At 62.2% G+C, this 22,916-nt stretch carries 22 protein-coding genes; 10 read left to right on the top strand and 12 right to left on the bottom strand.

What is annotated here, in order from left to right; genetic code table 11:
* Position 1: 1 nt before the first annotated feature.
* Together I6E74_RS06860 and I6E74_RS06855 are read right to left on the bottom strand one after the other, a co-directional pair.
* The gene (locus I6E74_RS06860; RefSeq protein WP_231600582.1) at positions 2-649 is read right to left on the bottom strand and encodes a response regulator transcription factor; all 648 of its coding nucleotides are present in this window, start codon (positions 647-649) and stop codon (positions 2-4) included.
* Between the two features lie 10 nt (positions 650-659).
* On the bottom strand, positions 660-2,030 hold the full coding sequence (locus I6E74_RS06855; protein ID WP_197124227.1) for a sensor histidine kinase: 1,371 nt from the start codon (positions 2,028-2,030) through the stop codon (positions 660-662).
* Positions 2,031-2,294: 264 nt separating this feature from the next.
* On the opposite strand from I6E74_RS06855, the gene I6E74_RS06850 reads away from it, so the two are divergent.
* Positions 2,295-2,783, top strand: a complete 489-nt coding sequence (locus I6E74_RS06850; protein WP_197124225.1) for a Dps family protein — start codon at positions 2,295-2,297, stop codon at positions 2,781-2,783.
* 53 nt (positions 2,784-2,836) lie between these two features.
* On the opposite strand, the gene I6E74_RS06845 is transcribed toward I6E74_RS06850, so the two are convergent.
* The 3 genes from I6E74_RS06845 to I6E74_RS06835 form a co-directional block, all read right to left on the bottom strand.
* Positions 2,837-4,339: an amidohydrolase gene (locus I6E74_RS06845; protein WP_197124223.1), complete on the bottom strand. Its 1,503-nt coding sequence runs from the start codon at positions 4,337-4,339 to the stop codon at positions 2,837-2,839.
* A 74-nt stretch (positions 4,340-4,413) separates the two neighbouring features.
* Positions 4,414-5,481, bottom strand: a complete 1,068-nt coding sequence (locus I6E74_RS06840) for an Fpg/Nei family DNA glycosylase (protein WP_197124221.1) — start codon at positions 5,479-5,481, stop codon at positions 4,414-4,416.
* Positions 5,481-5,969 (bottom strand): ribose-5-phosphate isomerase, encoded by a 489-nt coding sequence (locus I6E74_RS06835; protein WP_197124219.1) that lies wholly within the window; start codon positions 5,967-5,969, stop codon positions 5,481-5,483. The genes I6E74_RS06840 and I6E74_RS06835 overlap by 1 nt, the downstream gene beginning before the upstream one ends.
* A gap of 106 nt (positions 5,970-6,075) precedes the next feature.
* Between I6E74_RS06835 and pepN the strand changes: the two genes are divergently transcribed.
* From pepN to I6E74_RS06820, 3 genes are all read left to right on the top strand, one after another.
* The gene (pepN, locus tag I6E74_RS06830) at positions 6,076-8,616 is read left to right on the top strand and encodes an aminopeptidase N (protein ID WP_197124216.1); all 2,541 of its coding nucleotides are present in this window, start codon (positions 6,076-6,078) and stop codon (positions 8,614-8,616) included.
* A 77-nt stretch (positions 8,617-8,693) separates the two neighbouring features.
* Entirely contained in the window at positions 8,694-9,683 is a 990-nt protein-coding gene (locus I6E74_RS06825; protein ID WP_197124214.1) for a mechanosensitive ion channel family protein, read from the top strand.
* A 146-nt stretch (positions 9,684-9,829) separates the two neighbouring features.
* A complete protein-coding gene (locus I6E74_RS06820; protein ID WP_197125217.1) occupies positions 9,830-10,201 on the top strand; it encodes a globin in 372 nt (123 codons plus the stop codon).
* A gap of 258 nt (positions 10,202-10,459) precedes the next feature.
* Here the strand turns inward: I6E74_RS06820 and I6E74_RS06815 are convergent, their stop codons facing one another.
* Positions 10,460-10,837: a GntR family transcriptional regulator gene (locus I6E74_RS06815; protein WP_197124212.1), complete on the bottom strand. Its 378-nt coding sequence runs from the start codon at positions 10,835-10,837 to the stop codon at positions 10,460-10,462.
* Entirely contained in the window at positions 10,834-11,871 is a 1,038-nt protein-coding gene (locus tag I6E74_RS06810; protein WP_197124210.1) for a hypothetical protein, read from the bottom strand. The genes I6E74_RS06815 and I6E74_RS06810 overlap by 4 nt, the downstream gene beginning before the upstream one ends.
* A gap of 359 nt (positions 11,872-12,230) precedes the next feature.
* Between I6E74_RS06810 and I6E74_RS06805 the strand changes: the two genes are divergently transcribed.
* From I6E74_RS06805 to I6E74_RS06795, 3 genes are all read left to right on the top strand, one after another.
* Positions 12,231-12,530 carry a thioredoxin family protein gene (locus I6E74_RS06805; protein ID WP_197124208.1) on the top strand — a complete coding sequence of 100 codons (300 nt, stop codon included), beginning with the start codon at positions 12,231-12,233 and terminating at the stop codon, positions 12,528-12,530.
* A 710-nt stretch (positions 12,531-13,240) separates the two neighbouring features.
* Positions 13,241-14,077, top strand: coding sequence for a hypothetical protein (locus I6E74_RS06800; protein ID WP_197124206.1), 837 nt, complete (start codon positions 13,241-13,243; stop codon positions 14,075-14,077).
* Between the two features lie 169 nt (positions 14,078-14,246).
* On the top strand, positions 14,247-14,561 hold the full coding sequence (locus tag I6E74_RS06795) for a hypothetical protein (protein ID WP_197124204.1): 315 nt from the start codon (positions 14,247-14,249) through the stop codon (positions 14,559-14,561).
* A gap of 254 nt (positions 14,562-14,815) precedes the next feature.
* Here the strand turns inward: I6E74_RS06795 and I6E74_RS06790 are convergent, their stop codons facing one another.
* The 5 genes from I6E74_RS06790 to I6E74_RS06770 are packed head-to-tail and all read right to left on the bottom strand — an operon-like array spanning position 14,816 to position 20,868.
* A complete protein-coding gene (locus I6E74_RS06790; RefSeq protein ID WP_197124202.1) occupies positions 14,816-15,631 on the bottom strand; it encodes a CoA ester lyase in 816 nt (271 codons plus the stop codon).
* The gene (locus I6E74_RS06785; RefSeq protein WP_100388689.1) at positions 15,628-16,107 is read right to left on the bottom strand and encodes a MaoC family dehydratase; all 480 of its coding nucleotides are present in this window, start codon (positions 16,105-16,107) and stop codon (positions 15,628-15,630) included. Before I6E74_RS06785 ends, I6E74_RS06790 begins: the two co-directional genes overlap by 4 nt.
* The gene (locus I6E74_RS06780; RefSeq protein WP_197124200.1) at positions 16,104-17,291 is read right to left on the bottom strand and encodes an acyl-CoA dehydrogenase family protein; all 1,188 of its coding nucleotides are present in this window, start codon (positions 17,289-17,291) and stop codon (positions 16,104-16,106) included. Before I6E74_RS06780 ends, I6E74_RS06785 begins: the two co-directional genes overlap by 4 nt.
* Entirely contained in the window at positions 17,288-19,261 is a 1,974-nt protein-coding gene (locus I6E74_RS06775; RefSeq protein ID WP_231601146.1) for a biotin carboxylase N-terminal domain-containing protein, read from the bottom strand. The genes I6E74_RS06780 and I6E74_RS06775 overlap by 4 nt, the downstream gene beginning before the upstream one ends.
* A 5-nt stretch (positions 19,262-19,266) precedes the next feature.
* Positions 19,267-20,868, bottom strand: a complete 1,602-nt coding sequence (locus tag I6E74_RS06770; RefSeq protein WP_197124196.1) for a carboxyl transferase domain-containing protein — start codon at positions 20,866-20,868, stop codon at positions 19,267-19,269.
* Positions 20,869-20,967: 99 nt separating this feature from the next.
* Here I6E74_RS06770 and I6E74_RS06765 point away from each other — a divergent pair, with 99 nt between their 5' ends.
* The 3 genes from I6E74_RS06765 to I6E74_RS06755 all read left to right on the top strand — a co-directional run bounded on the left by I6E74_RS06765 (position 20,968) and on the right by I6E74_RS06755 (position 22,893).
* Positions 20,968-21,543, top strand: coding sequence for a TetR/AcrR family transcriptional regulator (locus I6E74_RS06765; protein WP_197124194.1), 576 nt, complete (start codon positions 20,968-20,970; stop codon positions 21,541-21,543).
* A 227-nt stretch (positions 21,544-21,770) separates the two neighbouring features.
* Positions 21,771-22,361, top strand: a complete 591-nt coding sequence (locus tag I6E74_RS06760) for a hypothetical protein (RefSeq protein WP_197124192.1) — start codon at positions 21,771-21,773, stop codon at positions 22,359-22,361.
* Positions 22,362-22,560: 199 nt separating this feature from the next.
* Positions 22,561-22,893 carry a YrhK family protein gene (locus I6E74_RS06755; RefSeq protein WP_197124190.1) on the top strand — a complete coding sequence of 111 codons (333 nt, stop codon included), beginning with the start codon at positions 22,561-22,563 and terminating at the stop codon, positions 22,891-22,893.
* The last annotated feature ends 23 nt before the right edge of the window (positions 22,894-22,916 follow it).

Genomic DNA, 22,916 nt, shown 5'->3' with positions numbered 1-22,916 from the left:
GCTAGCGCTGGAGCCAGGTGAGCACCGCGAGAACGCGGCGGTGGTCGCTGCCCGAATCTTCGAGATTCAGCTTCTGAAAAATTGCCGTCACGTTCTTTTCGACCGCGCCAACACCGATGACGAGCTGTTTGGCGATAGCCGCATTCGTGCGGCCCTCCGCCACCAGTGTCATGACCTCGTGCTCCCGCGGCGTCAATGACATCAACGGATCCTGCCGACGGCCAACCAGCTGAGCCACGACTTCGGGATCAAGCACCGTGCTGCCAGCAGAAATCCGCTCCACCGCATCCTGCAGCTCATCCAGCGACGCGACGCGGTCCTTCAAGAGGTAGCCAACCCCGCCGCGACCTGACGACAAGAGTTCTTGCGCGTACACAACCTCGACATACTGCGAGAGAAGGAGGATGCCGATCTGGGGCCGCAATTCACGCAAGCGAATAGCAGCGCGCACTCCCTCATCCCGAAACGTGGGCGGCATGCGCACATCGAGCACCACAAGATCGGGAGCACAGTCATCGAGGTTCGCGAGCAGTTCATCCGCATCCCCGAACGCACCGACAACATCGAAGCCGGCTTCGACGAGCACACGCACGAGCCCTTCGCGCAGCAGTACCGAATCATCAGCAACAGCGACGCGCAAAGGGCTCATGCGCTTAAGACTAGAGGTCAACGGGCGCCCGATCTGCACTCAGCTTGGGCAAAGGCAGCCGCGCCGTTACCGTCGTTGGTCCGCCAGCGGGGCTCTCGATCTCGAGGCGTCCGCCGACACCGCGAACACGCTCTTCGATGCCAGCAAGACCGTGGTCGGCGAGCACCGCGGCGCCGCCCTGGCCATCATCCGTGACCTGAACGAGGAGCCAGGGACGGCCATCCGATTGCTCGGTGAGAAGCTGAACGGAGGCATGGCCAGCGTGAGCGTGCTTGGCGACGTTGGTGAGCAATTCAGCGACAACGAAGTACGACGCACGCTCGACTTCGCCTGGAAGAACGAGCGGGGTCGGAAGCTCGGAGGTGAGCGTCGTTGGCACGGCTGCGCGTGCCGCTACTGATTCAAGGGCTGCCACAAGGCCACGGTCGAGCAAAAGTGGCGGTGCGAACCCGCGAGACAGCGCCCGCAGTTCTTCGAGCGCTTCAGCCGACTGCGCTTGGGCTTCCGTGAGCAACTGGCGAGCCTTGTCTGGATTGGTATCGAGCTGGCGCTCGGCGGCCGCAAGATCCATTTGCAGTCGCACTAGACGCTGCTGCGGGCCATCGTGGATGTCGCGCTCGAGCCGACGAAGCGAGTGGCCTTCCGCCGAGAGAGCGGCGCCGCGCGACTCCTCAAGTGATTGCACTTCGCGGCGCAGGCCATCCGATTTGAATGCAGTGAGGGTGCCGCGAGCCAGCCACCACTGCGTCATGACAAGGCCGCGGGTGACGAAAGGGAGGGTTGCGATGAAGATCAGGCCAACGACGAAAGCAACAATGTTGTCGGCAATCTCGAGGTTCCAGCCGGTGGTGTTGACGCCGACGAGTCCGAAGAACCACTCTCCGAGTGACCAGTCGGGGTCGCCGGTTTGCACTTCGCCGTCGAGGAACCAGGAGAAGATTCCAGTGAGTCCGACGGTGAGCCACACGAAGGAGATCGTCCAGGTGATGATGGTGAGAATGAAGCCAAGAATTGTGGTGTGCAGCAGGTAGAGCCAGTAGTGCGCGTTGCCGAGGGTGGCGCTGAGCCAGCCGCCGAATCCGGTAGCGGCACGATCGTCTTGCCAGTCGGGACGCTCTAGCCGAGCACGACCAGTCCATTCCAAGAGGTTGACGTGAGCCAGCCCGAAGCCGCGGCCGACATACAACGCCAGAATCATGACGAAGAAGCCGATGAGGAAGACCGCGAGCGTGCCGATGCCGGTGGCGACGAGAGAGATTGTCACGCCGAATCCGGTCATCGCAATCGGGAAGCCGACGATCAGGTACAGCAGCTCTTTTGGCGTGGTGCGCCAGAGCTGCCAATAGGGATTGTGGGGCTTCGTCACTGTGTCTGTAGTCATTGGTCTCTCGCTTTAGTCTCGCGCATTGGCGGGGCGGATGTTCGTCTCCTACAGAATCGCGGAATCGAGACACACTCCCCAGCGTGGATGCACACAAACCGGCGGTGGGGATATCCCCCGTGAGCGTGCTCTGCGTTGCGGGCTGGCATCCATTAGGCGCTGCCCGAAACCCCGCTTTGCGGCGGGTTAGCGTTGCCTCAGCTTGCTTGCGAAATTTTTGGGGCTGCGTAGCGTTGTCTTTGTAGAACAACGAAGGAGCACACAATGACCGAAATTAAAGCAGTTCCGCAGACCTCAGCCGATCCTGATGTCACCTCGGGTGTTGCCCAGTTCTTGGCCCCCGTGGTCACCGACCTCACGGCGCTGTCGATTGACGGCAAGCAGGCACACTGGCACGTTCGCGGCGCGAACTTCCAAGCCATCCACGAACTTCTCGACGACATCGTCGACCATGCCCGCGACTGGGCTGACACGGCCGCAGAGCGCGTTGTTGCTCTCGGACTCCCGATCGACGCTCGCACGCAGACCGTTGGCGCCAACGCGACCACGCCCAGCATGACCGCTGGCTTCCAACAGGCCGATGACGTTATCGCTGAAGTAATCGCTGCGATCGACGCCACCCTCGTGACCGTGCGCACCGCTATTGACGAGCTCGGTGAGCTCGACAAGGTCAGCGAAGACGTCGCGATCGAGATCGCTCGTGGGCTTGAGAAGGACCGCTGGTTCCTCTTCGCTCACCTCGCGACCAAGTAACTTCTCTGGCGGTCGCTTTGCCTGCGACTAGTTGCGCCTACGATTCGTCGTAGCTACAACTGGTTGTGAGTGAAGCGCCCGGCCAGGATTGTCGCGTCAACCCGCATCGCCCGCAGTTCTTCACCGCTGCAGTCGAGCGGGTTTTTGCGTGTCACGACAATGTCGGCCACTTCGCCGACGGCGATGGTCGACTGGGCTGACGCCGTGAGGGCTTCGGCTACAGTGATGCGCTGTTCGGGATACCACGGCTCCCGCCCATCGCGACTGCGACTCACAGCCGACGCGATCGCTGCCCACGGGTCAAGCGGAGCAACCGGAGCATCCGATCCCATCAGCAGTTCGATGCCAGCGTCGAGCATGGAGCGTAGCGCGATCGTGCGGTGGTTGCGTCCGGGCCAGAGAGCGTCCGCTACATCACGGTCGTCCATGGCGTGTTCGGGTTGCACGCTCGCGGCAATGCCGAGAGCCGCGAAGCGAGGCAGGTCCGACTCAGAAAGCGACTGCGCGTGCTCGATGCGGCCACGGCATCCGACAATTTCAAAAGCATTGAGGGCAAGAGTGTTCGCGTCATCGCCGATAGCGTGCACGGCGGGCGAGAGACCAGCGCCACTGGCAGTGCGGATCCACTCGACGAGTTCGTCAGCGGGGATGTTGAGCACTCCCCTGTTGTGTGGTTCGCCCGGGTAGTGCTCGACGCAGTACGCGGTGCGGGTGTTGAGCGAACCGTCTGTGATGATCTTGAACGGGCCCACTTCGAGCAGCGGTGCCAGCTGTTGACCGGTGGTGAGGCCTTCGAAGATGGCGCGTTCGAGAAAGCGCGGGTAGACGCCGACGCGCACCCGAAACAGGTCGAACCCTTCGAGCATACGGCGCTGCCAGTTCTCGAACTCCCACGTCATTTCGAGGTCGACAATGCCAACGACACCGCGGGATGCCGCTTCCGCAGCCCCGTCACGGATCCAGCCATCAAGAATGTCGGGTTCCACTCGGCTGAGCGCGCTTCCGACAGCGAAGGCTTCTTCTTCGCGCAGGAACCCGGTGGGGTGGTCGTAAAAACCAAAGCGTTCGAGGGCGAGGCTGTTGAGCCAGCAGGAGTGCAGGTCGCCGCTGACTAGCACGACGGCGATGTCGGAGACCGCGGAGTCAAGCAGTTCGCGGGTGGGCTGGTCGGGCCAGAGGGCATCGCGGAAACCTTGACCGACGATGATGCCGTCGGATTCGGGAAGAACTGAGGTCGCAAGAGTGACGGCGACTTCGGTTGCTGATGTCGTGTGGCTGAGGTCGAGACGCTGCGACTGCTGCGCCCACATACTGGAATGCACGTGCTGATCCCAGAGACCGGGCATGATCCAGCGGCCGTCGAGGTCGACGGTTTCGGTTTCAGGGTCGGCGTCGGCGTCGGGAGCGGAGTCGGCGTCGGCGTCCGCGCCGGGAGCGGTGTCAGCGGCCGCGGGCGCGCGGTGCGGCTCGATAGCGACGATGCGTCCCTCGGCGAGGGTGACATCGACCAGGGCAGAGGCATCGTCGCCGACGATGCGCGCGTTAGTCAGTTTCACTCGGCAGTGCCCTTGTCATTTCTGCGGCTAGTTCTGAGCTAGCGTACGCGTTGTTCGGGGGCGTGTAACGCACGTCAACCTTTTCGCGGGCGCGTGCCGAGCGGTGCTTGGCAGCTGGGGCACCAGTAGAGCTTGCGACCCGCAGCGATCTCCATGACGATGTTCGTGCCACACACGCGGCACGGGAGTCCTTCGCGGTGATACACCCAGTGACGGTCATCCCGGCTCGCGAGTGCGGCGGTGTAGTCGTCACCGGTGAGCCCGTCCATCGTCATCATCTGGCCGGTGCGCACACCGATTTCGAGCAGGTGCGCCCAGTCCCGCCAGAGTTCGCGAACGAGTTCTTCGGGAATGAGCTTGCCCGGCGTGTGCGGGTCGAGGCGAGCGCGGAACAAAATCTCGGCGCGGTAGACGTTGCCAATGCCGCTGACGACCGACTGATCCATGAGCAGCACGCCTATCGGTGTCTGCTTCTTTCGAACGGTCGCCACAAAACGTTCTTCGCCTTCGCCATTGTCGTCGACGAGAGGGTCGGGCCCGAGCTTGTTGAGCGCGACCTGCACCTCGTCGGGGTTCAGCACTTCGCACGCGGTGGGCCCGCGCAAGTCGGCGCAGGTATCGGTGGTGAGGAGGCGCACTCGCACGGCACCAATGGGCTCGGGCGGAAAGTCTGAGACGTCGTCGGAGGCTTTCTCTTGCTCCGACATGCGCAAGCGAGTGCGGCGCGGGGCACCAATGCTCGCGAGCGAGTCTTCGTGCTCGCCGACGACCGAGTTACCCGCGCCAGCGGCGGCACTGCTCAGCTCGCCCGAGCCGTCAGCATCTGCACCATCCACAACCGTGCCGTGCTGGTTGGTCTGCCCCATGCGACCGGCGGCGGATGCCGTAGTCGCGTCAGCGGTGAAGTTGCCCGCGAAGTCCCAGGCTCCGTAGAGCCCGAGGTGCACGCGCAACCAGCGGTCGTGCTCAAACTCGAGGAACATCTGCTTGCCCACGGCTTTGGCGCTGAGCATCCGCAGTCCATCGAGGCGTTCGGCTCCCGCAGCGAAACGGCCTTGCGGAGACGACACTGCGACGGTTTTTCCGACGAAGTGCAGCGCGAACTGGCGCGCAATGCGATGTACGGAATGCCCCTCAGGCATTAGAGCGCGAAGGGGTGCGCTGCGATGGCGCCGGTGGTTTCGTATTCGGCAAGCTGGGCGATGCGGCGAGAGTGACGCTCGTCGCCCGAGAAGGGCTCCGCGATGAAGAGGTCGATGAAGCGGGTGGCTTCGTCGACGGTGTGCTGGCGGGCACCAATAGAGATGACGTTGGCGTCGTTGTGTTGGCGGGCCAGAACGGCGGTCGAGTCGTTCCAGACGAGGGCGGCGCGGATGCCCACGACCTTGTTGGCGGCCATTTGCTCACCGTTGCCCGAGCCGCCGAACACAACACCGAGGGCGTCAACACCGGCAGCCTGGTCGGCGGCAACACCACGGGCTGCGGCGATGCAGAACCCGGGGTAATCGTCGAGAGCGTCGTAGGCAACGGGGCCGTGATCGATCACGTCGTGGCCAGCATCGATGAGGTGCTGCTGCAGGGTGGCACTGAACTCGAGGCCGGCGTGATCGGTGGCGATATGGATGCGCATTCCTCCAGTCTAGGGTCGCGAGCATCCGCTAGTGCCTACTTTGAGGGGTCGCGGCATAAGGTAGATAGGTGCGGTCACAAACCGCCCCAACACGAAGGAGTTGTACGTGCCCGGAGAGAACCTCACCCGAGTTGAAGCGCAAGAACGCAAAGCGATTGTCAACGTTGACAGCTATGAGATTGCGCTTGACCTCACTACGGGTCCTGAGACGTTTAAGAGCAGCACGACTGTTCGCTTTACTGCCACTGCTGGCGCATCCACTTTCATTGATTCGATCACCCGCACGGTTGATTCGGTCACGCTCAACGGCACCGCACTGGATGTTGCTGCCGTGAACGATGGTGTGCGCATCCAGCTCGACAACCTTGCTGAGAACAACGTTCTTGAAGTTGTAGCGGATGCCGAATACACCAACACCGGTGAGGGCCTGCACCGCTTCGTTGACCCCGTTGACGACGAGGTGTACCTCTACTCGCAGTTCGAGGTGCCCGATTCGCGTCGCGTCTTCGCTGTGTTCGAGCAGCCTGACCTCAAGGCCACGTTCCAGTTCACGGTGACGGCACCGGCACGCTGGGCTCTGATCAGCAACTCGCCAACGCCCACTCCGGTAGTGGATGGCGAGAACGCCACGTGGGAGTTCCCGCCCACTCAGATCATGTCGAGCTACATCACCGCGATCGTGGCGGGCCCGTATGCCGAGGTTCGCGACGAGCTCACCTCGAGCGATGGCCGTGTCATCCCCCTCGGAATCTTCACGCGTGCCTCGCTGAGCGAGTACCTCGATGCTGACTACATTTTCGAGAAGACCAAGCAGGGCTTCGAGTACTTCGAGAAGCACTTTCAGTACCCGTACCCCTTCGAGAAGTACGACCAGATGTTCGTACCCGAGTTCAACGCGGGTGCCATGGAGAACGCGGGCGCTGTCACGTTCACCGAGACGTATGTGTTCCGTTCGAAGGTGACCGACGCCATCAAGGAACGTCGCGTTGTCACGATTCTGCACGAGCTGGCTCACATGTGGTTCGGCGACCTCGTCACCATGAAGTGGTGGAACGACCTGTGGCTCAACGAGTCATTCGCCGAATGGGCATCGACTATCGCCACCGCTGAAGCGACCGAGTGGACCGAAGCGTGGACCACGTTCGCGGCCATGGAGAAGAGCTGGGCCTACAAGCAGGACCAGCTCCCCTCGACGCACCCCGTCTACGCCTCGATCAACGACCTCGATGATGTTCTCGTCAACTTCGACGGCATCACCTACGCCAAGGGTGGTTCGATTCTCAAGCAACTCGTTGCCTGGGTTGGCCTCGAAGCGTTCATGGCCGGCGTTGCGGCGTACTTCAAGAAGCACGCCTACGGCAACTCCGAGCTCAAGGATCTGCTGGTCGAGCTGGAGAAGACCAGTGGCCGCGAGCTCATGGAGTGGAGCAAGCTCTGGCTGGAGACCGCTGGCGTGAACACGCTGCGCCCGGATGTCGTGACTGCCGAAGACGGAACCGTCGAAAGCTTCGCGATCGTTCAGACCGCCACCGAGGACTACCCCACGATTCGCCCGCACCGTCTGGCTATCGGTTACTACTCGCTGGAGGACGGCAAGCTTGTTCGCCACCACCGCATCGAGATCGATGTTGTGGGCGAGCGCACCGAGGTTCCCGAGCTCGTCGGCACCACGCGCCCCGACCTCATCCTGATCAACGATGACGACCTCGCGTACGCGAAGATCCGTCTCGATGACTCGTCGCTTGCTGTCGCGATGAAGCATCTCTCTGACATCACTGACCCGCTGGCTCGCGCCATCGTGTGGGGTGCCGCGTGGGATGCTGCTCGTGATGCTGAGACTCCGGCCAGCGATTATGTCGCTCTGGTTCTCGGCAACATTGCGTCGGAGACCGAGTCGACCACCATCCGCACCACGCTCGCGCAGCTGGTTCTGGTGGCTAAGCAGTACGTTGCTCCGGAGCGTCGTGCGGCCACGATCGAGAAGATCGGCGACACCCTCTGGGGTCTCGCTCAGAGTGCTGAGGCTGGATCGGATGCTCAGTTCCAGTTCGTGAAGTACTTCGCGAATGTGGCATCCACCGAACAGCACGTCACGGTGCTTCGCGCTCTGCTCAGCGGTTCGACCACGCTTGAGGGTCTCGAGATTGACACTGACCTGAGCTGGGAGCTTCTGGAGGGCCTCGTGCTCAACAGTGCTGCCGGTGATACTGAGGTGGATGAGGCGCTCGCCAAGGACAAGACGGCAAACGGCCAGCAGGCTGCGGCCCGCGCTCGCGCCACGATCACCACGGAGGCGGGCAAGCAGGCTGCTTTCGATTCCCTCGTGAAGAGCGACAAGGCTCCGAACGCGATCGTGCGCAACGTGACCATGGGCTACACCCACGTGAACGACCCCGCGGTGCTGGAAGCTTTTGTGGCTCCGTACTTTGAGGCGATCAACGATGTGTGGAAGAACCGCAGCTACGCGATTGCCGAGACGGTCCTCCGTGGCCTGTACCCGGCACCGTTGGCCAATCAGGGACTCGTGGATGTCACGAACGCCTGGCTCGAGGCGAATCCCGATGTGCCGGCCCTGCGCCGCATCATCGTGGAGAACCTTGCGGGTGTTGAGCGTGCGCTGATCGTTCAGGCTCGCGACAACTCCTAACCCTTCTCAGCCGCCTCACGGCGGGCATGCTGGGGCCTAGCGGTGACTACACAGAAGTCACTCGCTAGGCTCCGAGCATGGAAGATTTCACGATCGGCGGCCTCTGGGCTGCGGTGCGAGCGTTTTACGAGAACTCGACGCTTCTTCAAGGTGCCGTGATAATTGCCGGCGCCTGGGTTCTTCGCTTCATTCTGTTGTTCGTCATCAAGCGCGTCGTCGACCGCGTGGTGAACGGCGTGAAGCACAAAGAGAACATCCACGACACTCAAGTTCTTCTGACTTCTCCCCTGGCAGCTGTGCGTGTTGTTCAGCGCACCCGCACCCTCGGCGGAGTTCTCTCCAGCCTCATCACGGTTGCCATCGTGATCGTCGTACTGCTGTTGCTCTTCGATCTCTTCGCGCCGAACGCCACAGGCGCCTTCGCGCTCATCACCGCCGCTACCGGTGCCGGTCTCGGTTTCGGCGCCCAAAACGTCGTCAAGGATGTACTCAACGGGCTCTTTATGGTGGCCGAGGATCAGTTGGGCGTGGGCGACATCGTCGACCTCGGGCCGGCGGTTGGCGTTGTGGAGTCGGTCGACATCCGCACTACTCAGGTGCGCGACGTCAACGGAACCCTCTGGTTTGTGCGCAACGGCGAGATCACCCGGGTGGGCAATATGTCGCAGGGCTGGGCGCGCGTGATCATCGATCTTGCTGTGCCGTATGACTCTGATGTGGATGCCGTGCAGGAGCGCATCTTGAAGACCGCCGTTGACCTCTATAAGACTCCCAAATGGACGACTCGCATCTTGGAGCAGCCCGAGATTTGGGGCATTGAATCTATTTCCTCGGAGGCGGTGGTTGTTCGTCTGGTGGTGAAGACGGCATCCGCGACGAAGGATGATGTTGCTCGCGAGCTGCGGGCCCGTTTGAAGAAGGATTTGGACGAGATGGGTGTCAAACTTCCCGCATTGAACTCGATCGTGTTGAGTGGCTTTGAGGGTGCTGCGAGTGTGCGCGGTGCACGACCACCCCGCACGCGCCCGGTGCCCGTGAACTTTCCCGAGGAGAAGCCCAAGAAATGACCGACTCTGAGAATGTGGCTGGCTCCGAGAGCGCGGCTGGTGCCGAGAACGTGGCCGAGACTGCAACTGCGGCTGAGCCCGTGAAGCGCCCCAAGATTCGCATCATTGCGAAGCCGGCGGTGACTCCGGATGCTCCGGCCGATTCGATGTGGGAACTCATCGGCGGTCGCGCCACGTTCGAGAAGCTCGTGCGCGAGTTCTACGTCGGCGTGGCAACCGACGAGGTGCTGCTGCCGATGTACCCAGAGCAGCCCGACCTTGAGGGTGCCATCCAGCGCCTCACGGGTTTCTTGGAACAGTATTGGGGCGGCCCGAACACGTACAGCCAGGAACGCGGACACCCCCGCCTTCGCCAGCGCCACATGCCCTTCAAGGTGAACCCGGATGCCCGTGACCGCTGGTTGCACCACATGCGCAACGCCCTCGACACTCTCGAATTGCCGCCGCTCTACGATGCCGAAATCTGGGCGTATCTCGACCGTGCCGCGCACGCCATGGTCAACACCTTTGAGGAGTAACCACAGCTACACCGCTCACTGCCGATGGCGGTGAGCACAATGCCCTGTTTGTGGTGTCGTTCGGTGCGCGGCACGCGACGACGTTCGGTAGCACTATCATAAGTGAGAGAATCTCCAGCATCAAATCGGTTCTGCGCGAGCTTCCACGCACAGTGCTGCTGTCGGATGAGCTCACCGAGATTTACGAGTTCTGAGCGCTGTTTCTGTGGTGTGCACCATCACCTGACCGCTAGCGCGGGGATTACCGCTGGACGCCGTTTACTGGGCTTCAACCTCTTTGTTCCAGATGACGCGGAGCACGCCGATCACGTCGGCCAAGTCAGAACCTACTGCTTCGGCTTCGGCGGTGAGATCACGAATGCGACGAACTACGGATGCCGGCAGCACTGCTGCTGTCTCCGAGACTCGCGTGCCTGCCGCAGTGCGCGTGACGACGAGTTGGTCGCGCTCGAGAAATTTGTAGGCTTTTGCCGCGGTGCCAGGAGCAACCCCGAAATCGTTGGCGGTTTGGCGCACGGTGGGCAAGCGCTCTCCGGAACCGAGCTGGCCTGAGGTGATTAGCCCGCGAAATTGCCGGTAGATTTCCTGCGCAGGGCTGCCCTCGTCTGTGGGCGCTGCGCCGGCGGATTCGCTCATCGAACGACCTCGTCCGTCACGGTCTTTTCGCTGGGTTGCTGGCTCGGCTGAGTTCGAAGTAACCGACGTGCCGCGAAGATGAGGAGCATGAATCCTGTTACTTCGAGCAGCGGCGAGATAAACCCTGCGGCAGCGGCGAGGTTGGCGTAGTGCCAGGTCACTTCGTAAGGTTCACTGCGATTTTCGCCTTCGATCGTGAGTCCCCAGGGCCCTCGTGCATTGTTGATCAGTTTGAATGCGCCGCCTAGCGCAAGCAGCATCGCTGCGCTCGTGAGGCTGGTGATGCCAGCCGCAATCTGCGTGCGCGCACCTTGCTCTAGGCCAGGAGCTTCCGGCATCCGGAAAGGTCGTAGGGCATTCGCGCTCAGCGCCCACCACGTCATCACAGCGAGGGCGCCCACGCAGATGATGACCGGGATGCCGTAGGCCCACCCGTAGAACCAGAAGCGCAAGGGGTCGAGCGTTGTATTCGCCGCGTCCAGCGCGATGTAGATGTATCGCCCGCGGTCGTCGGGCGATGAGGCGGCCCCCGCAGCAAGCGTTGTGGCCACAAAAGCTGCCACGAGCGCGCCGATGCCGATGATGCCGACACGGGGGCCGAAGCTCAGCCAGGTGCGGCGAGCTGTTGCCACGACGGGATGCGCGGGGGCAGCAGCGGTTCTTTGCCGAACGATGTGGAGCAGCAGCACCCCGAGGGTGAGGCCGGCGGCAATGAGCGGGGTGGCGTAGCGCCACCAGTCGACGGTGTTATAGAAGTTGAACACATAACCGCGCACCACGAATTCGACGAAATACAGGACGATAACGGCGATCGCACCGATGCCGAGGGCGCGGCGCTCAAAGCCATATTCCGCCGGGCTGGTGAGGGCGTGATCTGTGCGAGAACCTAGTTGTCCTTTGCCTCGGCTGAAGCGACGAAACAGGCCGTACGCCACGAGCAGCAGCACTGTCAGGATGGGGGCAAGTAGTGGCATTGTCGACAGCATGCCTAAGTTTTCCATGATGTTGAATGAATCCAATCGGTCCCAAAACACGATGCCCTCTTTCCGTTGTCTTATTTTGTTCCATCAATCTAGTACAAGTTGTAGCAAAACGGTAGCACAACTAAGTTTTGGGCTGACACTGCGGTTGAAGGGAAGCTAGGCGCCGAACCACCCCGTGCACAGCACGCACTGCGATCCTGCGGCGCCTGCCGTTCGAGCCCTTAGCGCTGTCAGCGACAGGTCTATTGTTCGTCGGGAACTCGGTGGCACGGTTTCACAAAATTTGCGACCGCCCCTGAGCACTACGATGATGCACTGCCCGCGCCTCTCCGACAGCTCGATGATCCGGCTCGATGTTGGTCGCTTCCGTGCTTCAGCTTCCCGCGCACGTCAGGGGTTACCGTGAGGGTATGGAGATCACGCTGCAATACTTCGAGGGCTGCCCCAACTGGAAGGTTGCCGATCAGCACATCACCGAACTCGTACAAGAGTTCCCGGAGATCACGGTGTTGCGACACCTGGTCGACACGGTCGAAGAAGCTGAGCGTGTGGGGTTCCGCGGGTCACCGAGCATCCTCTTCGATGGCTTAGATCCCTTTGCCCAGCCGGATGCCCCGGTCGGGCTTGCCTGCCGCCGTTATGTCACCCCGGATGGCTTTGCCGGCGCGCCCACTGTTGATCAGCTGAGAGAGAAGTTGAACGGCTTGTAGCTCGAGCACGCGCGGCAAGCTTCAAACCCGATTCGTCAGCTAAGACCGGCCTCGAGCGGGAACACAAAGGAGACGCCCGAAGTGCAACCGTTCCCAGATCGATGCTGATGGCACACCATCATTGGCAGTGCTCTTCGCGAAGGCTATCGTTGCCTTAGGCCGAGCATCGGGGAAGCTGCACATCCGCCCGAGCGAAGATCGAGAGGCGATATGGCGAGCGGAACCGCTGAAGCAGCGCATTATCTTCAACACGAGAGCCCCTGGGCTCAGGCGCCGATTTTCTGGATGCGCAACTGGCCTCGCTGCGATCGCGATGAGACACTGGCGAATTCAATATTCTTCGCTCAGACTGTCCCTGCGGGACAACCGTGCCCGGCATGAGGCACCCGATCTATGATGATTGCGAGCGGACTGACCTCAGCCCGCAACACAACGACGAGACGACGTTCGCGTTCTTTAATCGAGCGGGCGGCTCACTATGGTGACACAGTCGAGCGCTTCATCAGGAGTGGGCTGACCGACTCAACGACCGCGAGTACGCTGAGGTGAGGGCGGCGTTACGGTCGGACGACGCACAGGCTCGAAGTGCATTCCTGGAATTGTACCTGCACGAGTGCTTGGTCCGAGGCGGTCACGAGGTCGTTATCCACCCCGAACTTGCCGACACCTCTCACCGACCCGATTTTCTTGCGAGCCGAGACACCACGCGCGTGTTCATCGAGGCGATCGCTCCTGGGACGCCGCGGGCCGCTCGCGCCGCTGCCAATCGGATGAATGCCCTACTAGCGGCGCTTGACGAGGTAGGGGACGACAATTTCTATCTCATGACGATCTCGATTACGCAAGCCAGCCATAGCGCACCTGCAGGGAAGTTCCGCGACGAGATTCGGGTATGGCTCAGACAGCTGGATCCCGATTCGGTTGACACCGAAGATCCGCCCGCACGAACGTTTGAGCAGGACGGCTGGAGTGTCACCGCTAAGGCGATTCCCATAAGGCGCATCAGCCGCGGGAAGGTTAGGCGCTCCATCGGCGTCTACGCGCACTCCGAAGCACACTTCATCAACGACGGGGCAAAGCTTGTCGCCGCTCTCAAGTCCAAGGCGAGCAGGTACGGCCACCTCGACGAGGCGTTCGTCGTGGCCGTCGGCACAAATACGTTCGATGGGGACGACGAAGACACATTCAATGCGCTTTATGGTTCTGAGTCCTGGGTGATCGGCGGGCTCAACTCGGGCGAGGAGATCACATCGCGCGGCGTTCGCAATCCTGATGGCTATTTCGGATCACCGGGAGCTTGGAAGAATCGTCGGGTGTCAGCAGTCTTGATCGTCGATCAGCTTGCACTCCATGACCCGACCCGCGCCCGCGTATCTCTATGGGCCCACCCCGACCCGTTGTACCCGCTGCCAAGCGAGCCGATGTTCCCCGGCGTGGTTCACGAGTGGAACGGCAGAAGCACCGACAAGCGCGAAACTCTCGATGCCCGCAGACTGCTCGGGCTTGCAGACGACTGGCCGCAGGGCCACTGCTGGCAAGCCGACTAACAGGTCACTGTCGTGATCCTCGGTATTGGCCGGAGGAGGTTGCGGTCAGCAGTCTTGAGGATCTTCAACGCTAGCCGGGTAATCGTTGAAGGCTGCTGGCCAATCGGATTGTTTGCGTATAAAGTCAGCGACCATCAGCCGCCGATCAATTTAGAGAGTTCACCTGACGATGAGCGATTCAACCAATCGACTAGCAAAGTTCAACCTCGATTTAAGGACGAAGGAATGGGAAGAACGGAAGATGCGCGAACTAACCATCGCTAGCAAAAAACGTCGTGCCGACTTTGACCGAGAAGCTCAAGCAACAGAGCTCGCAATAGTAGCGAAGCAGCTGATGTCCCTAGAAGCAGTTGAGCGCGGAGCGATGGCGCTTGCTAAAGCTAGAGGAAACGCCATGCAGGCACCGAGTGAGGAAGACCGCTTGATCACACGCACCGTCATTTCAGCGGCTCTCCAACTGAGCCCCGGATTCGACGAGCATTAAGCCAAAGACGTTATAGAGCCTCACGGTACGCCGTGTTCGTCGCGTCGCCAGCAGAAGAACTTGACCCCCAGGCCAGCTGCGCAACGTAGATTGCGGGCTCGACCCTCATGACAGTACCCGCCTTAAAGTTACGATTCGTGATGGGACTCCAGCCGAGGGCGCTGTCGCCAGCGTTCACAATTTCGACACAGCATGGTTCGATGCTTTGATCGTGTGCGACGAATTGTATTAATGCGTTGAGGCAAGAGCCCCGACTAACCCTCCCGCAACCCCGCCCGCGCGACCACGCACTCTGCGTGCCGCAGGATGGGGCCGTCAACCATGCGACCCTCGAAGCTGAAGACTCCGGGCTGCGATTCCGCGGCGGCGAGAAGTGCTCGGGCTGACGCGATCTGCTCGACCGTGGGCGCATAACTTTCGCGCACAATGGCCACTTGAGAGGGATGAATGCAGGCCGTTGCCGTGAACCCGAGTGCTGCGGCATCCCGAGCCTCAGCAGCCAGACCATCAGTGTCGGTAATGTCGAGATGCACCGCGTCAATTACGGCCTTTGAGTAGGCACCCGCCGCGAGCAACACCGACGAACGCGCATGCAATGCGACACCACGGTAGGGGCCGGAATCTTCGCGCGATGATGATCCGCCGAGCGACGCCACCAAATCTTCGGCACCCCACATGAGGGCGACCACACAATCCAGCGCGGCCAAACTTGTCGCCGCGAGCACACCCCGCGCCGTCTCGCACAGGGCGATCACGTCGAGGTCAGTGAGCGCATCGAAATCGGCAACCGACTCCGACTTGGAGAGCATCACCGTGCGGTACTCCGTCTGCTCCAACGCCTCGAGGTCACTATCGTGATCCTCGGTGCCAGCCGGATTCAGGCGCACGATCGTGCGGGCCGGATCCATCGGGTTAGCGATCAGAGCAGCGCGGGCTGCCGCCTTATCGACACTCGCTACGGCATCCTCAAGGTCAATGATGATGGCATCCGCGCGCTCTAGCGCCTTGGCATAACGGTCGGGGCGATCGCCCGGAACAAACAGAATCGACGGCCCTAACGTGAAGCTCACGGTGCGCCCTCCTCAGTCCAGACCATCACCGAACGGGTCGCCACAGCCACCACAACACCGTCCTGGTTCTTGGCCGTGTGCCGCAACGAAATGATTCCCTGGCCGGGGCGCGACTTCGAGAGCCGCTTCTCCAGCACCTCGCTCTCGGAATACATCGTGTCGCCGTGATACAGCGGATGCGGAAAGTTGACCTCTGTGAAGCCCAAGTTCGCCACAATCGTGCCCTGCGTCAGTTGGGCCACGGATGCCCCCACCATCGTCGAGAGCGTGAACATCGAGTTCACCAAGCGCTGCCCGAAAGGCTGCTGCTCTGACCACGCGGCATCCAAGTGCAGCGACTGCGTGTTCATCGTCATCGTCGTGAAGAGAACGTTGTCGGCCTCAGTGACGGTGCGGCCAGGCGCGTGCAGATAGACAGCGCCCTCCTCGAACTCGTCGAACCACAGGCCGCGTTGCTGAATACGTTTGCCGGTCATAGGGTCGCGAATCCCAGCTCACGAGCGATGACCATCATCTGCACCTCAGTGGTGCCCTCACCGAGTTCCAACACCTTGGAATCGCGGTAGTGGCGAGCGACAGGGTTCTCGTTCATGAAGCCATAGCCACCAAAGATTTGGGTGGCATCCCGAGCGTTATCCATGGCCGCCTCGCTGCTGATCATTTTCGCCAAGCTCGCCTCCATCTTGAAAGGAACTCCGGCAACCAGTTTGCGGGCTGCGTCGTACGTTGCCAAGCGTGCCGAGTGAACTCGGGCCTGCATCCGCGCAATCTTGAACGCAATGTGCTGGTTCGAGCCGATCGAACGGCCGAAGACGTGACGCTCGTTGGCGTAGCGGATCGACTCCTCGAGGCAACCCTGAGCCGCACCCGTGCAGAGTGCCGAGAACGCGACGCGACCCTCATCCAAAGCCTCAATGAAGTTCGCGAAACCACGGCCGCGCTCCCCCATCAGGTTCGCTTCGGGAACGCGCACGTTGTCGAACGACAGCGGATGCGTGTCAGACGTGTGCCAGCCGACCTTGTCGTAGGGCGGGTGCACTGTGAAGCCCGGCGTACCGTTCGGAACGAGGATGGCGCTCAACTCAGGCCGGCCATTCTCGCGACGCCCCGTGACCGCCGTGACCGTCACGACCTTCGTGATCTCACTGCCCGAGTTAGTGATGAACTGCTTCGTGCCGTTGATGACCCATTCGCCATCGACGAGCTCGGCAGTGGTCTTGGTTCCCGCAGCATCGGAGCCGGCATCCGCTTCGGTCAGCCCGAATCCGGCGAGAGCTTCACCGCGCGCGAGCATCGGAACCCACTGCTGCTTCTGCTCTTCGCTACCGTGCTTGAAGATCGGCATTGCGCCAAGGCCGATACCGGCCTCGAGCGTCACCGCGATCGACTGGTCAACGCGAGCAAGCTGCTCAATGGCGAGACACAGCGAAACGTAATCCTTGCCCTGCCCGCCGAACTCCGTGGGGAACGGCAAACCGAAGAGCCCCATCTCCCCCATCTGAGCGATGATGCCGTAGGGCAGTTCACGCTTCGTGTCGTACTCATACGCTGCCGGAGCAACAACCTTGTCCGCGAAATCGCGCACGTCAGCGCTCAACTTCAGCTGCTCATCGGTGAGGCCGAGGTGGGTGATTTCGCCGCGGGTAGCGTCGTGACTCATGAGGTTTCTCCTTCAGTGCTCGCTTGTGGCGATTCGATTCGGGCAACGATCTGATCGCGTGTGACCAGATCGCCAGGCTTCAAGCTGATGTCGACAACCCCATCGAGGGTCGCGACAACGGGGTGTTCCATCTTCATGGCTTCAATCGTGAGCACCGTCTGACCTGCAGTGACGGCGTCTCCGTGGGCGACGGCGACCGCGACGACGGTGCCGGGCATGGGCGAACGCAGTTCGGGATCGATAACGCCAGCGACTCTTGCGAGAGTGGCGCGGTGAGCCGCAAGCGACTCGGCGCGGGACTGCGCAGTGAGAGCCCAGGAAGTGCCCTCCTGCCCAATCCACACCGTGGCGTCGGCCGTTTCGATAGTGAGGCGGATGGTCTGCGTGCCCCACTCGATACCGGTGCTCGTCAGGCGAGCCGGGGTTGTCGTGCCGTCTATCGTGACTTCCGCTGCGCTGGGCGGGCCGGCCACCAAAACCTCGTGCACCTGCCCCGCACACGCGAGACGGTAGCGGGCCGGGCGATGCTGGCCCACGCGCCAACCGGAGGGGCGCTGCCAGGGTGAGCCCGGCATCCACCGCTCGGAATGGATGCTCAAAGCCGCCGCTGCGAGCACCGCCGGAGTTGGCGCGGCGAACTCGATCTCGGCGAGAGCCCGCTCGATGAGGCCCGTATCGAGGTCGCCCGCACGCACGTCATCGCGGTTGAGAAGAGCTCGCAAGAATTCGATGTTCGTCGTGACGCCCAGGATGACGGTGTCAGCGAGGGCACGGTCGAGTTTCGTGAGGGCTTCGTCGCGGGTCGCCGCGTGAGAGATGACCTTGGCGAGCATGGGGTCGTAGTTGGCGGAGACCGTGCCGCCTTCGACTAGCGAGCTGTCGACGCGCACATCGTTCGCTTCGTGGAGCGCGACGATCTGACCGGCGGAGGGCAGGAAGTCGTTCGCGGGATCTTCGGAGTAGATGCGAGCCTCGACCGAATGGCCGGTAAGCACCGGAGTCTCCACCGTGAGCTTCTCGCCGGCAGCAATTCGCACTTGCCACTCCACGAGGTCGATGCCGGTGACCATTTCGGTGACCGGGTGCTCCACTTGCAGGCGGGTATTCATCTCCATGAAAAAGAACTCGTCGGGGGCATTGTCGGAGACGAGGAACTCGACAGTTCCGGCACCGACGTAGTTCACGCTGCGGGCGACCTCGCAGGCTGCTTCACCAATGCGTTGACGAGTTGCCTCATCGAGCAGCGGCGATGGTGCTTCTTCGATGATCTTCTGGTGGCGACGCTGCAGCGAACATTCGCGCTCTCCCAGATGAATCGTCGTGCCGTGGCTATCGGCCAACACCTGCACCTCGATGTGGCGCGGCTTCTCCACGAGGCGCTCGAGAAAGAGAGTGTCATCGCCGAACGCGGCACTGGCCACACGACGAGCAGAGTCGAGCGCACCGGCAACGGCATCGGGTTCGCGCACGATCGTCATGCCCTTGCCACCACCACCGGCCGACGGCTTGATCAGCAAGGGGAACCCAACCTCGGCCGCAGCGGCCACCAGATCATCGTTGGTCATGCCCGGTTCAGCGATTCCGGGGATCACCGCGACACCGCGCTCGGTCACGTGCTTCTTCGACGCGATCTTGTCGCCCATGATCTCAAGCGCTTCGACGCCGGGGCCGATAAACGTGATTCCGCCGGCGGCACAGGCCTCGGCGAGGGACGCGTTTTCGGAGAGGAAGCCATAGCCCGGGTGGATCCCGTCAGCATTCATGCCCGAAACGGCATGAGCGGCAGCAACGATCGATTCGACCGAGAGGTAGCTGTCGATCAGTACCGCGGCATCCGCCACTCGAACGTGCTTCGCGTCACGGTCGTGCTCGGTGTACACCGCGATCGAACGGATGCCCATGGAATGCAGGGTGCGCGTGATGCGACAGGAAATTTCGCCACGATTGGCGACCAGAACAGCAGAGAACATCGCCATCACATCCGGAAGAGGCCGAAGCCCGGGTCGGGCAGCGGGGTGGCCGCGGCGATATCGAGGGCCATGCCGAGCACGTCTCTCGTGTCCTTGGGGTCAATGATTCCGTCATCCCAGAGGCGAGCTGTCGAATAGTAGGGGCTGCCCTGGCGTTCATACTGCTCGCGGATGGGCTTCTCGAACTCGGCCTTGTCGTCGTCGGTGAAGGCGTCTTCGCCGAGCTGATCGCGGCGCACCGTGGAGAGCACAGCAGCTGCCTGCGGGCCGCCCATAACCGAGATGCGGGCGTTAGGCCACATCCACAAGAAACGTGGCGAATAGGAGCGACCACACATCGAGTAGTTACCGGCCCCGAACGAGCCGCCGATCACGACCGTGAACTTAGGAACGCGCGTTGTGGCCACCGCGGTCACCATCTTGGCGCCGTTCTTGGCGATGCCGCCGGCCTCATATTCCTTACCGACCATGAAGCCCGAAATGTTCTGCAGGAACAGCAGCGGGATGCCGCGCTGATCGCACAGTTCGATGAAGTGAGCGCCCTTGAGCGCCGATTCGCTGAACAGCACCCCGGCGTTGGCAACGATGCCGACCGGATGCCCGTGCAGCGTCGCGAAGCCGGTGATGAGCGTCGTGCCGTATTCCTTCTTGAACTCGTGGAACTCACTGCCATCGACGATCCGCGCGATTACTTCGCGCACTTCGTACGGGCTCTGCACGTCGGTGGGCACGACGCCGTAGAGCTCGTCGGGGTTCACTACGGGAGGCCGCGAGGCCACAACATCCCACGCGGGAGCCGCAGGCTTGGGGATTGTCTTGATGATGTCCCGCACAATTTCGAGCGCATGGCGGTCGTCGTCGGCCAGGTGGTCGGTGACGCCAGAGGTGCGCGCGTGCACGTCTCCCCCGCCGAGTTCTTCGGCCGTGACGATCTCGCCGATAGCAGCCTTGACGAGGGGCGGGCCGCCCAAGAATATCGTGCCCTGATTGCGCACGATGATCGTCTCGTCGCTCATTGCGGGAACGTAAGCGCCACCCGCGGTGCACGAGCCCATGACCGACGCGATCTGCGGGATGCCGGCCGCCGAGAGCCGAGCCTGGTTGTAGAAGATGCGCCCGAAGTGGTCGCGGTCGGGAAAGACTTCATCCTGCATCGGCAAGAACGCGCCGCCCGAGTCCACGAGGTAGACGCACGGCAGTTTGTTCTCGAACGCAATCTCTTGCGCCCGCAAGTGCTTTTTGACCGTGAGGGGAAAGTAGGTGCCGCCCTTGACCGTCGCGTCGTTCGAGATCACGAGCACGGGGCGAGAGTGGATGAGGCCAATACCGGCAATAACGCCAGCGCCGGGAGCCTGGTCGTCGTAGATTCCATTCGCGGCGAGCGGGGCGATCTCGATGAAAGGGCTGCCCTCGTCGAGCAGTTCGTCGACTCGGTCGCGAGGCAGCAGCTTGCCGCGGGAGACGTGGCGTTCGCGAGATTTCTCTGAGCCACCGAGGGCTGTCGTCGCGAGTCGTTCGCGCAATTGCTCGACAAGGCCGCGCATTGACTCTTCGTTGGCCACAAACGTCGGGTGGGACGGTTGAGCGGCCGAGGAAATCTTCTCCATCGAACACCTTCGTTCAGCGCAGCTTGTGGCCACTTGGGTTAGTCGCTACTAACTCAATTTAGGTTAGCGAGCATTAACCGAACTGTCTAGACTCAGAACATGAACGAGACGCCAACTCTGCGAAGCCAAGCGAAGGCCGACCGCCGCGAGGCGCTCCTCGACGCCGCCGCCAGCCTCTTCGCCGAGCGCGGCTTCACGCGCGTCTCGCTCGAAGAACTCGGAGCCGCCGCCGGCGTGAGCGGCCCCGCCGTCTACCGCCACTTCGACGGCAAACAAGACGTGCTCGCCGCGATACTCGTGGATGCCAGCTCCAGCCTGTGCGCCGGAGCCCAAACCGTGATCGAACACGCCCCCACAGCGCGAGCCGCGCTCGAAAACCTTGTTCAGTTTCACGTTGAATTTGCGCTCCGCAATGCCAACGTCATCCGCGTACAAGATCGCGACCTCGACAGCCTCACCGACGACGACCGCCACGAGGTGCGCGCCCTGCAGCGCAGCTACGTCGAGCAGTGGGTTGCCACGCTGGCTCGCCTTCATCCGGATGCCGCGACCACCGAGCTGCGCACCCGTGCCCACGCCACCTTCGGGCTCATCAACTCCACTCCCCACAGCGGGCGCGCGGGCGCGACTCGCGACGTGCTCGAGCGGATGGCGTTGGCCGCCCTCGACGCCTAGCCGTTCGTTTGTTGCCAGCCGCACCCGCCAGCCGCCAGCCGCCAGCATCCCGCGGCCAACATCGGCGTCGCCCTCGGCTGCGCTCAGTGCTGCGCTCAGCCCGCTCATTGGGTTACATCAGCACTTCCCCACGGGGCGTGCAGTGCCAGCACAGTGCCTTGATAGACCCGGCCTGCAGTGTTGGTTTCGTACACCGGAGATTCCGGAAATGACGAAAAGGATCAACCATGAAGAAGACACTGATTGCAGGAGCCGCCGGAGTAGTTGTGGCATCGTGCGTCGGACTCGCAGTGGCCCTGCCCGCTCAGGCCGAGACTCTCACGACCGCCACCTCCAGCTCAAGCGCCTCTGAATCGGGCACTTCCGCCACCGGCGACCGTGCTGCTCGCGGTCACGGCCAGGGTGGTGCCCACATTGATGCTGCAACTCTCGCGACCGCACTCGGGCTGACCGAAACCGAAGTATCCGACGCGGTTACCGCCGTGCGCGACGCGACCGAGCCATCCGAAACAACGCTCGATAAAGACGCGACCGCCGATGAAAAGATGGCCGCCAAGGATGCCCGCCAGGCTGCGTTCGTGACGGCTCTCGCTGCCGAACTAAACGTTGACGAAGATGCGGTAACCACCGCACTTGCTGACATTCGAGCTGACCGCGAAGCCACCAGGGAAGCTTCTGGTGACGAACGTGTCGGCGCTGGCAAGGGCGAAGGCACGCCGGGCGCCCGCGCAGGCCACGGCGATCGCGGCGACGTCGCAGATCGACCCAACCGTGATGGTGACGCTGAGGCCGTCGAAGAAGCGCCTACCGACGACTAACCACCACCCAGCACCTCCCCCGAGGACGAAGGGCCTGCGACCGATCGGTCGCAGGCCCTTCCGTGTGCGCTCCAGGTCGCTGTGCGGCAGTGGGCGAGGCGGCCCGTGCGGCGCCCAGTGATGCATCCCGTGTGGCATCGAATCACTGAGACTGCGAAACTGTGGGCCACGCGCGTTGACCAACCGAAGGATGAAACGCATGGGCGACTCCCCTCCCGCTACTGACAGCAGCACGAGCAACGGCGACAGCACCTCCCACCCGCTTGTCGTGCGGGTCGGGCGCGAAGAGCTGGTGATTCGCCAACGCTACGAGGTCATCAGCATCGTCAACGACATCCTGATCGGGCTGCTCTTTCTCGTGGGCAGCATCTTCTTTTTCACGCCCGAACTCACCCACGCTGGCACGTGGCTCTTCGTTCTGGGCAGTGTTGAGATGCTTATTCGCCCGATCATTCGCTTCTCCCGGCGCGTGCATCTCAGCCGGTACTCGTCGCAGTCAGCGACAGACCCCGCCAGCAGCCGCGACTTTTAGCGGCCACTCACCCGGCGCGCGCT

The organism is Salinibacterium sp. SWN139, assembly GCF_015864625.1.
GTDB lineage: Bacteria > Actinomycetota > Actinomycetes > Actinomycetales > Microbacteriaceae > Rhodoglobus.
The sequence above is the reverse complement of the archived record's forward strand: the minus strand, read 5'-3'. Positions and strand labels throughout refer to the sequence as shown.

What these genes read in the sequence shown, in the direction of transcription:
- I6E74_RS06860 (WP_231600582.1), bottom strand. Translation starts at nt 649, where the DNA reads ATGAGCCCTTTGCGCGTCGCTGTTGCTGATGATTCGGTACTGCTGCGC.
- I6E74_RS06855 (WP_197124227.1), bottom strand. Translation starts at nt 2,030, where the DNA reads ATGACTACAGACACAGTGACGAAGCCCCACAATCCCTATTGGCAGCTC.
- I6E74_RS06850 (WP_197124225.1), top strand. Translation starts at nt 2,295, where the DNA reads ATGACCGAAATTAAAGCAGTTCCGCAGACCTCAGCCGATCCTGATGTC.
- I6E74_RS06840 (WP_197124221.1), bottom strand. Translation starts at nt 5,481, where the DNA reads ATGCCTGAGGGGCATTCCGTACATCGCATTGCGCGCCAGTTCGCGCTG.
- I6E74_RS06835 (WP_197124219.1), bottom strand. Translation starts at nt 5,969, where the DNA reads ATGCGCATCCATATCGCCACCGATCACGCCGGCCTCGAGTTCAGTGCC.
- I6E74_RS06825 (WP_197124214.1), top strand. Translation starts at nt 8,694, where the DNA reads ATGGAAGATTTCACGATCGGCGGCCTCTGGGCTGCGGTGCGAGCGTTT.
- I6E74_RS06820 (WP_197125217.1), top strand. Translation starts at nt 9,830, where the DNA reads ATGTGGGAACTCATCGGCGGTCGCGCCACGTTCGAGAAGCTCGTGCGC.
- I6E74_RS06815 (WP_197124212.1), bottom strand. Translation starts at nt 10,837, where the DNA reads ATGAGCGAATCCGCCGGCGCAGCGCCCACAGACGAGGGCAGCCCTGCG.
- I6E74_RS06805 (WP_197124208.1), top strand. Translation starts at nt 12,231, where the DNA reads ATGGAGATCACGCTGCAATACTTCGAGGGCTGCCCCAACTGGAAGGTT.
- I6E74_RS06795 (WP_197124204.1), top strand. Translation starts at nt 14,247, where the DNA reads ATGAGCGATTCAACCAATCGACTAGCAAAGTTCAACCTCGATTTAAGG.
- I6E74_RS06785 (WP_100388689.1), bottom strand. Translation starts at nt 16,107, where the DNA reads ATGACCGGCAAACGTATTCAGCAACGCGGCCTGTGGTTCGACGAGTTC.
- I6E74_RS06780 (WP_197124200.1), bottom strand. Translation starts at nt 17,291, where the DNA reads ATGAGTCACGACGCTACCCGCGGCGAAATCACCCACCTCGGCCTCACC.
- I6E74_RS06775 (WP_231601146.1), bottom strand. Translation starts at nt 19,261, where the DNA reads ATGTTCTCTGCTGTTCTGGTCGCCAATCGTGGCGAAATTTCCTGTCGC.
- I6E74_RS06770 (WP_197124196.1), bottom strand. Translation starts at nt 20,868, where the DNA reads ATGGAGAAGATTTCCTCGGCCGCTCAACCGTCCCACCCGACGTTTGTG.
- I6E74_RS06765 (WP_197124194.1), top strand. Translation starts at nt 20,968, where the DNA reads ATGAACGAGACGCCAACTCTGCGAAGCCAAGCGAAGGCCGACCGCCGC.
- I6E74_RS06760 (WP_197124192.1), top strand. Translation starts at nt 21,771, where the DNA reads ATGAAGAAGACACTGATTGCAGGAGCCGCCGGAGTAGTTGTGGCATCG.
- I6E74_RS06755 (WP_197124190.1), top strand. Translation starts at nt 22,561, where the DNA reads ATGGGCGACTCCCCTCCCGCTACTGACAGCAGCACGAGCAACGGCGAC.